Annotated in this window: 8 protein-coding genes and 1 pseudogene; 4 read left to right on the top strand and 5 right to left on the bottom strand. The window is 65.8% G+C overall.

Annotation, left to right across the window (positions count from 1 at the left end):
• Nucleotides 1-70: 70 nt before the first annotated feature.
• From A5711_RS08690 to A5711_RS08675, 4 genes and pseudogenes are all read right to left on the bottom strand, one after another.
• Nucleotides 71-466 (bottom strand): annotated as a pseudogene (locus tag A5711_RS08690) (gamma-glutamylcyclotransferase family protein); the annotation flags it as partial.
• A complete protein-coding gene (locus A5711_RS08685) occupies nt 467-1,723 on the bottom strand; it encodes an Nramp family divalent metal transporter (RefSeq protein ID WP_369806088.1) in 1,257 nt (418 codons plus the stop codon).
• A gap of 99 nt (nt 1,724-1,822) precedes the next feature.
• Nucleotides 1,823-2,899, bottom strand: a complete 1,077-nt coding sequence (locus A5711_RS08680) for a diacylglycerol kinase (RefSeq protein WP_067945485.1) — start codon at nt 2,897-2,899, stop codon at nt 1,823-1,825.
• Nucleotides 2,900-2,923: 24 nt separating this feature from the next.
• Complete coding sequence (locus A5711_RS08675; protein ID WP_067945483.1) at nt 2,924-3,715, bottom strand: SDR family oxidoreductase; 792 nt, start codon at nt 3,713-3,715, stop codon at nt 2,924-2,926.
• A 273-nt stretch (nt 3,716-3,988) separates the two neighbouring features.
• On the opposite strand from A5711_RS08675, the gene pstS (A5711_RS08670) reads away from it, so the two are divergent.
• From pstS (A5711_RS08670) to pstA, 4 genes are all read left to right on the top strand, one after another.
• On the top strand, nt 3,989-5,089 hold the full coding sequence (gene pstS / locus A5711_RS08670; RefSeq protein ID WP_067945481.1) for a phosphate ABC transporter substrate-binding protein PstS: 1,101 nt from the start codon (nt 3,989-3,991) through the stop codon (nt 5,087-5,089).
• Nucleotides 5,090-5,272: 183 nt separating this feature from the next.
• A complete protein-coding gene (pstS, locus tag A5711_RS08665; protein WP_067945479.1) occupies nt 5,273-6,385 on the top strand; it encodes a phosphate ABC transporter substrate-binding protein PstS in 1,113 nt (370 codons plus the stop codon).
• 6 nt (nt 6,386-6,391) lie between these two features.
• Nucleotides 6,392-7,390: a phosphate ABC transporter permease subunit PstC gene (gene pstC / locus A5711_RS08660; protein WP_067945477.1), complete on the top strand. Its 999-nt coding sequence runs from the start codon at nt 6,392-6,394 to the stop codon at nt 7,388-7,390.
• Complete coding sequence (gene pstA, locus A5711_RS08655) at nt 7,387-8,289, top strand: phosphate ABC transporter permease PstA (protein ID WP_067945475.1); 903 nt, start codon at nt 7,387-7,389, stop codon at nt 8,287-8,289. Before pstC ends, pstA begins: the two co-directional genes overlap by 4 nt.
• An 18-nt stretch (nt 8,290-8,307) precedes the next feature.
• Here the strand turns inward: pstA and A5711_RS08650 are convergent, their stop codons facing one another.
• On the bottom strand, nt 8,308-9,216 hold the full coding sequence (locus tag A5711_RS08650) for a Ku protein (protein ID WP_067945473.1): 909 nt from the start codon (nt 9,214-9,216) through the stop codon (nt 8,308-8,310).
• Nucleotides 9,217-9,256: the final 40 nt, after the last annotated feature.

The following is a 9,256-nucleotide window of genomic DNA, read 5'->3' as shown; positions in this document are numbered from 1 at the left end:
GCGGCGCTGGGACCCCTCGCACTGGCCTCGCCGGATGCCGGCGTCGGGCGCTGCGCCGCAATCGCTTTCAGCGCTGCGGCAACCCGTGCTGTACGGCGCCGTCGATGATCTTGGGCAGGTAGCCCGGTCGGGGCGGGCCCGGTGTCACGCGATGGTCGATGTACACCCAGGCCGGCGACGGCCCGCCGTCGGTGTGCACGGTCAGCCGGTCTCGCCGGTAGCGCACCGGCACACCCTCGGCGCTGTCCAGCGTCGCGAGGTCGCCATCGGAGATCTGCCAGACCACGCCATGTACCTGAGTGCCGGCGCACGGTTCGACCGTGGCCACGCCGCGCTGGTTGATCAGCCAGTCGTGATCGGACAGCACCGCCGGCCGCGGATCGGCGGCGTCCGGACACCGCAGCGCCATCTGCCTGACGCACAGGTTCGACCCGTATGCGAAGTAGGCGTGCCGGCGGGCCGGCATTTAGCCGGTCACCGTCAGCCAGATGAGCATCACGTTAAGCAGACTAATCATTACGCCGACCGCCCAGCCAACAACCGTCGTGACGGGATGATTGGTGTCGCTGCCCATCAGATCGCGGTCGCTGGTCAGCTTCACCAGCGGAAGAACCGCAAACGGTATCCCGAACGACAGCACCACCTGGGACAGCACCAGCGCCCGGGTGGGGTCGAACCCGACCGCGAGGATCACCAGCGCCGGACATATGGTCACCACCCGGCGCACCAGCATCGGGATCCTGCGGTGCAGCAGCCCCTGCATGATCATGGCGCCGGCGTAGGCGCCCACCGACGACGACGCCAGCCCGGACGCCAGCAACCCGATCGCGAACAGCACCGCGATGGCCGCGCCGAGGGTGTGGTGAATCGCGGAGTAGGCGCCCTCGATGGACGCGTTGATGTCGCGGTGCTGCAGGTTGATCGCGGCGACCAGCAGCATCGCCGCGTTTACCGTTCCCGCGACGGCCATCGCCAGGACGACATCCAGCCGGGTGACCCGCAGCAGCAGGCGTCGCTCGGCGCCCTCAGCGGGATGCCCGTGTCGATCGAGGACCAGCCCGGAATGCATGTACACGGCGTGCGGCATCACGGTGGCGCCCAGGATGGCGGCTGCCAGCAGCACGCTTTCGGTGCCCTGGAATCTCGGCAACAGCCCGCCCAGCACGGCGTCCGGCGGAGGCGTCTTCACGAAGAAGCTGGCCGCGAAGCCGATGGCGATGACGAGCAGCAGTCCGGTGATGACGCGCTCGAAGATGATCTGCCCGCGCCGGTCCTGGATCGCCAGCAACAGCAGGGAGACCACCCCGGTGATGACGCCGCCGGCCAGCAGCGGCAAATCGAACAGGATCCGCAAAGCGATTGCCCCGCCGACGATTTCGGCCATATCGGTAGCGATCGCCACCAGCTCGGCCTGAACCCAGTAGACCAGCCGGACCGGACGACTCATTCGCTTGCCGATGGCCGCGGGTAACGACCGGCCGGTGACCAGGCCGAGCTTGGCGGACAGGTACTGCACCAGCCCGGCCAGCGCATTGGCCACCACGATGACCCACAGCAGCAGGTAACCGAACTTCGCGCCGGAGCTGACGTTGGCCGCGACGTTTCCCGGATCGACATAGGCGATCGCGGCGACGAAGGCAGGGCCGAGCAGATACCAACTGCTTTTCAGCGAGTCCTGGCTGCTCCGCGTCAAGTGTCGGCCCCTCGATTCACACGTCCGAATAAGAAAGTGAGGTTAGCCGAAGACTCCAGGCGGACCCGGAGGCCACCCACCATTCGGGCAGGAGCGGTTCGAAGGCGCGCTTCATCCCGCGCCGCCCGATCAGCCCGGCAGGTAAAGGCCCTTGCCGGTGATCAGGGGCAGGTCCAGCGTCGTCACGATCCCCGGCGGGGCGGCCACCACCGCGGGGATCGCGTTGACCACCCGCATCGCGGTGGCCACCAGCCCGGCGTGGTTGTGGTCACCCTTGCGGCTGCTCAGGCAGACATCCATCGCGTAGGAGGGTTCGCCGGTGATCTCGATGCGGTAGGACCCGCCGTGCTGGGCGGGCTGCGGCCAGTCCGGGCACAGATCCTCGCGCAGCCGGGTGACGTGTTCGAGGACGACGACGGGGTCGCCGTTGACCAGGCCGAACACCTCGAACCGCAGCGCCGCGGCGCTGCCCTTGGGGATGTGCCCGGACGCGATGTCGAAGTCCTCCGGCGCCGGCACGCGCACGTACTCCTGCGCGACCGAGTCGAGCGAAATCCCCAGGCCGGCCGCCAGCTGGCGAACCACCGATCCCCAGGCGAGGCTGAGCACGCCGGGCTGCAGCAGCATGGGGATGTCGTCCAGCGGCTTCCCGAAGCCCATCACGTCGAACATGACCGCGGCGCTGTCATAGGTGGCGTAGTCGACGATCTCCATGCAGCGAATCTGCTGGATGTTCTGACAGGTGCCGGCCAGCGCCAGCGGCAGCAGGTCGTTGGCGAAGCCGGGATCGATCCCGTTGACGTACACGCTCGAATTCCCTTCGCGCGCAGCGTCTTCGATGGGCTTGATCAGCTCCTCGGGAATCACCTGCCACGGATACTGTAAGAAGACCGGGCCACTGCCGACGATGTTGATGCCGGCGGCCAGGACGCGCCGATAGTCCTCCAGCGCCTCGGGCAACCGGTTGTCTGCGAGCGCGTTGTAGACGGCGCACTGCGGTCCGGTGGCGAGCACTGCGTCCAGGTCGGTGCTGGCCAGCACGCCGGTCGAATCGGGAAGCCCGGCAAGCTCCGCCGCGTCCTTGCCGGCCTTGGCGTCCGAGGACACCCAGACGCCCCTGAGCTCGAACTCGGGATTGGTGATGAGCGCTCGCAGCGCGTGGACGCCGACATTGCCGGTGCCCAGTTGAACGACGGGGATTCCCATGGCGGGCTCCTTAGCGGTCGGGGGTCACAGATCCGGGACGGGGATGTCGAGGTTGGGGTAGGTGAGGCCGCCATCGACCTCCAGCGTCTTGCCGGTCAGGAAGCTACCCGCGTCAGACGCCAAATAGACTGCGGCAGCGGCGATGTCGACGGGATCACCGAGTCGGCGCATGGGCGTGGCCTTCTCCATCGGCGCGCGCAACTCGTCGTTGGACGCGACGACGTCCAGCGCGGAGGTGAGGATCGATCCCGGTGCGATCGCATTGACCCGGATGCGTGGGCACAGGTCCAGGGCGGTCAGCCGGGTGTAGTGGGACAGTGCGGCCTTGGCGGTGCCGTAGGCGGCGAAGCCGCGTCCGGCCAGCCTGCCCATGGTGGAGGTGATGTTGATGACGCTGCCGCCCCCGGAGTGCTCGAGCATAAGGGGTACCGCCGCGACGGTCAGCGCGTGGGCGGTGGCGACGTTGAAGGTGAACGCGTCCTTGAGGTCCTTCGTCGAGGTGGTCAGCAGCGTATTGGGCATGGTGCCGCCGACGTTGTTGACGACGATGTCTAGTTTCCCGAAGGCCTCGACTGCCTGGCCCGCCAGCTGCGCGGTCACCTCGGGGTGGGCCAGGTCGGCGGCGACGATGTGCGCCCGACGGCCGGCCGCGCGGACCTGTTCGGCGACGCCTTCTAGTTGCGATTCCGTTCGCGAGGCGATCAGGACGTCCGCGCCGGCTTCGGCGAAAGCCAGCGCGATAGCCGCCCCGAGGCCACGACCGGCACCGGTGATGACGGCGACTTTGTCGTCGAGACGAAATCTGTCAAGGATCATTGCGGCCTCTCTTCGCCCAAGTTGTCAGCCGAAACGGTAGCAAGCCTCGCCGTCTCGGATGCGGCATTTCTGGAACAGGTTCTACTTTTGCATATCCACGGGACGATGTAACGCCCCGCGCTCGCTTCCGGGCCGTCGCAACGGGTGGGCCTCGCCGCGTCTCGCGTCCACTGCGAGAACATACGGCCGGCGCTAGCCTTAGTGCTGACCGTTTGGTCGGCGTGGCTATTGAATGGTGGCGATCATGTTTGACCTTTTCCGACGAGGATCGTATTGGGGCTGAATCGATTTGGCGCCGCGCTAAGTGCCATGACAGCCGTCGCCCTGGCGTTGTCGGGCTGCGGAAGCAATGACAACGGCGCGGGGCCGGGCACGCCGCCCGGCAAGGTGAGCTGCGGCGGGAAGAAGACGCTGAAGGCCAGCGGGTCGACCGCCCAGGCCAACGCGATGACCCGCTTCATCAAGGCATTCGAGCAGGCCTGCCCCGGCCAGACGCTGAACTACACGCCCAACGGCTCCGGAGCGGGGATCGGCGAATTCACAGGAAATCAAACGGATTTCGCCGGGTCGGACTCGGCGTTGGCCCCCATCGAATACTTCGCGGCGCGGCAGCGCTGCGGTTCACCGGCGTGGAATTTGCCTGTGGTGTTCGGGCCGATCGCGGTCACCTACAACGTCACGGGTGTGACTTCGCTGAATCTGGACGGCCCTACGGCCGCGAAAGTGTTCAAGGGCGCCATCACGTCCTGGAACGATCCGGCGATTCAGGCGTTGAACCCCGGCGTCGCGTTCCCCGCCGAGCCGATTCGGGTGATCTTCCGCAACGACCAGTCCGGCACGACAGACAATTTCCAGAAGTACCTGGACTCGGCAGCCAACGGCGCCTGGGACAAGGGCATCGGAAAGACGTTCAACGGCGGCGTCGGTGAGGGGGCCAGGGGCAACGACGGCACGTCGGCGGCGGTCAGGGCCACCGAGGGGTCCATCGCTTACAACGAGTGGTCGTTCGCCCAGGCGCAAAAACTCAACATGGCCAAGATCGTCACATCGGCCGGCCCGGATGCCGTGGCGATCAGCGCCGCCTCGGTCGGCAAGACGATCGCCGGTGCCGACTTCGTCGAGGAGGGCAACGACTTGGTCGTCGACACCTTCTCCTTCTACAAGCCGACCCAGCCCGGCTCGTATCCGATCGTGCTCGCCACATATGAGATCGTCTGCTCGAAGTATCCGGATCCCCAGGTCGCCGCTGCTGTGAAGGCTTTCCTGCAGAGCACCGTCGGTGCGGGACAGAACGGCTTAGCCGACAACGGCTACATTCCCGTTCCGGAGTCCTTCAAGTCGCGGTTGTCGGCGGCGATCGACGCCATTTCGTGAGCCTTCCCGCATTTGTGCGCGGCCGCCCGCAAGCCGTCCTAGCCAGCGACAATCGGCCGACAGCAATTTGCCCAACGTTAACCTTCTTGCTGTTAGCTTCGTTGCTGCGCGAGACGCTGGTCGCCGGACAGCGGCTAGAAGAACGTCGGCAATCATGTTTCATCCCTACCGTTAGGAAGTGACTTGAAACTCAACCGATTCGGTGTCGCGATGAGCGTCGTGACCGCTGGTGCGCTGGCGTTGTCGGGCTGCGGAAGCGATAACAACGCCGGTGGCGGAAGCGCCACGAGCGGTTCGTCGTCGGGCAAGGTCGCCTGCGGCGGAAAGAAGACCTTGAAGGCCAGCGGGTCGACCGCCCAGGCCAACGCGATGACGCGCTTCGTCAACGCCTTCGAGCAGGCCTGCCCGGGTCAGACGCTGAACTACACGGCCAATGGCTCCGGCGCGGGAATCAGTGAATTCAACGGCAACCAAACCGATTTCGGCGGATCGGACTCGCCACTTGCTGCCAAGGAGTACGCGGCGGCGCAGCAGCGTTGCGGCTCACCGGCATGGAATCTGCCGGTGGTGTTCGGCCCCATCGCCATCACCTACAACGTCAAGGGCCTGAGTTCGCTGAGCCTCGACGGCCCGACGGCGGCGAAGATCTTCAACGGCGCCATCACGACGTGGAACGACCCGGCCATCGCGGCGCTCAACTCCGGTGTCACTTTGCCCGCCGAGCCGATTCACGTGGTGTTCCGCAACGACGAATCCGGCACCACGGACAACTTCCAGAAGTACCTCGACGCCGCCTCCAACGGCGCGTGGGGCAAGGGCGCCGGAAAGACGTTCAAGGGCGGGGTCGGTGAGGGGGCCAAGGGCAACGACGGCACGTCGGCGGCGATCAAGGCCACCGAGGGATCCATCACCTACAACGAGTGGTCGTTCGCTCAGGCGCAGAAGCTGGACATGGCCAAGGTCGTCACCTCTGCCGGTCCCGACGCGGTCGCGATCAGCTCCGATTCGGTCGGCAAGACGATTTCCGGCGCCAAGATCAGCGGGCAGGGCAACGACCTGGTGCTCGACACGCTCTCCTTCTACAAGCCGACCCAACCCGGGTCGTACCCGATCGTGCTGGCGACGTATGAGATCGTTTGCTCGAAGTATCCCGATTCGCAGGTCGGCACAGCGGTGAAGGCGTTCCTGCAAAGTACGATCGGTGCGGGGCAGAGTGGCCTGGCCGACAATGGGTACATCCCCATTCCGGATTCGTTCAAGTCCAGACTGTCGGCTTCGATCAACGCCATCACGTGATTTGAGGTGGTCGTGACCCGAGGAGCGGTAGCCAGCCCGTCGACTCCGAAAAAGCCTGAGCTCAAGGCGCTGGGCGCGCCATCAGGTCGGCGGGGCGACCGGCTGTTCAAGCTGACGGCTGCCGCTGCCGGGTCGACGATCGTGGTCGCGATCCTGCTGATCGCGGTGTTCCTGCTGATACGTGCGGTTCCGTCGTTGCGCGTCAACCACGCGAACTTCTTCACCAGCGCCCAGTTCAGCACCACCGACCCGGGGAAGCTGGCGTTCGGCATCCGTGACCTCTTGATGGTCACGGTGCTCAGTTCGGTCACCGCGCTGGTGGTGGCGGTGCCGGTCGCGGTCGGGATCGCGGTATTCCTCACCCAATACGCGCCCAAGCGGCTGGCCCGCCCGTTCGGGGCGATCGTCGACCTGCTGGCCGCGGTGCCCTCGATCATCTTCGGGTTGTGGGGCATCTTCGTGCTGGCGCCCAGGATCGAGCCGGTCGCGGCGTTCCTCAATCGCCACCTGGGCTGGTTCTTCCTGTTCAAGCAGGGCAATGTCTCGCTGGCCGGCGGCGGCACCATCTTCACCGCGGGCATCGTGCTCTCGGCGATGATCCTGCCGATCATCACGTCGGTCTCCCGGGAAGTGTTCCGGCAGACTCCGCACATCCAGATGGAAGCCGCGCAAGCGCTGGGGGCCACCAAGTGGGAGGTGGTGCGGATGACCGTGCTGCCATTCGGCCGCAGCGGCGTCATCGCGGCGTCCATGTTGGGGCTGGGCCGGGCGCTCGGCGAGACGGTGGCGGTCCTGATCATTTTGCGCTCCGCCGCACGCCCGGGAAATTGGTCGCTGTTCGACGGCGGCTACACGTTTGCCTCGAAGATCGCCTCCGCGGCAGCAGAATTCAGTGAACCGTTGCCTACCGGGGCCTACATCGCCGCGGGATTCGCGTTGTTCGTCTTGACGTTCGTTGTCAACGCGCTCGCGCGCGCCATCGCCGGCGGGAAGGTCAACGGATGACGGCCAGCGTGTTCGACCGGCCGGTCAAAACCCAGGCGTTCCGGCCCGTCAGCGTGCGGCGCCGGCTCACGAACAGCGCCGCGACCATTTTCTTCGTCGCCTCGTTCCTCATCGCGCTGGTGCCGCTTGTCTGGGTGCTGTCGGTGGTGGTGGCCCGGGGTTGGTACGCGGTCACCCGAACGGGTTGGTGGACCCACTCGCTGCACGGCATCCTGCCGGAGCAGTTCGCCGGCGGCATCTATCACGCGCTGTACGGAACCGTCGTACAGGCCGGCGTCGCCGCCCTGCTGTCCGTGCCGCTGGGCCTCATGACAGCCGTCTTCCTGGTGGAATACGGCTCCGGCCGGCTGGTGCGGCTGACGACGTTCATGGTCGACGTGCTCGCCGGGGTGCCCTCTATCGTTGCGGCCTTGTTCATCTTCAGCCTCTGGATCGCCACCCTGGGATTCCAGCAGAGCTCGTTCGCCGTGTCGCTGGCGCTGGTCTTGTTGATGCTGCCGGTGGTGGTGCGGTCCGCCGAGGAAATGCTGAGGTTGGTGCCCGACGATCTGCGCGAAGCCAGCTACGCGCTCGGGGTTCCCAAGTGGAAGACCATCATGCGGATCGTGTTCCCGATCGCGATGCCCGGCATCGTGTCCGGTGTCTTGCTGTCCGTCGCGCGGGTCGTCGGCGAAACCGCCCCGGTGCTGGTGCTCGTCGGCTACAGCCGGTCGATCAACGTCGACATCTTCCACGGCAACATGGCCTCGCTCCCGCTGCTGATCTACACCGAACTCACCAATCCCGAGCGGGCCGGTTTCCTGCGCATCTGGGGCGCGGCGCTCAGCCTGATCATCATCGTCGCGGTGATCAACCTGATCGCGGCGGCGACCCGGTTCCTGGCGACCCGCCGGCGCTGACCACGCGGCGGCTGCGCGTCAGGATTTCGACGCGGCCTTCTTGGCGGGAGCCTTCTTCGCCGGTGCCTTCTTCGCGGCCGTCTTTTTGGCGGCGGTCTTTTTGGCGGGTGCCTTCTTCGCGGGAGCCTTACCGTTTCCGGAGCGCGCCTTCACGCTAGCTTCCAGCTTGGCCAGCAGGTCGGAGACGTCCTCGGTCTCGTCGAGTTCCTTGGGTTGCTCCTCGGTGGTAAAGGCTTCGCCGCCTTCGAGTTTCGCGTCGATGAGCTCCTGGAGCTGCTCCTGGTAGGTGTCGTGGTAGCGGTCCGGATTGAAGTCTTCGGCCATCGACTCCACCACCTGACCGGCCATCTTGAGCTCCGCCGGCTTGATCTCGACTTCCTTGTCCAGCACCGGGAAGTCGGGGTCGCGGATTTCGTCGGGCCACAGCAGGGTGTGCACCATCATCACGTCGCGCTTGCCGAAGTCCTTGACCCGCAACGCCGCCAGCCGCGTCTTATTGCGCAGCGTAAAGTGCACGATCGCCATCCGATCGGTCTCGGCGAGCGTCTTTGCCAGCAACACATAGGATTTCGACGACTTGGAATCCGGCTCCAGGAAGTAGCTACGGTCGAACAACATGGGGTCGACCTCTTCGGCGGGAACGAACTCCAATACCTCGATCTCGCGGCTGCGTTCTTCGGGCAGGGTGGAGATGTCGTCGTCGGTGATGATGACCATCTGCCCATCGTCGGATTCGAACGCCCGGGCGATGTCGCGGTATTCGACGACCTCGCCGTCCACCTCGCAAACGCGTTGGTATCGGATGCGGCCGTTGTCCTTGGCGTGCACCTGATGGAACTTGATGTCGTGGTCCTGGGTGGCGCTGTACACCTTGACCGGGACGTTGACCAGCCCGAACGCGATCGAGCCCTTCCAGATGGAGCGCATGTAAGTCAGTATGCCCATACTGTTCGCCGGCTAACAGGAC

It is taken from the genome of Mycobacterium sp. E2238 (genome assembly GCF_001672665.1).
Classification (GTDB): domain Bacteria; phylum Actinomycetota; class Actinomycetes; order Mycobacteriales; family Mycobacteriaceae; genus Mycobacterium.
This window is presented reverse-complemented; position numbering and strand designations above follow the sequence as displayed.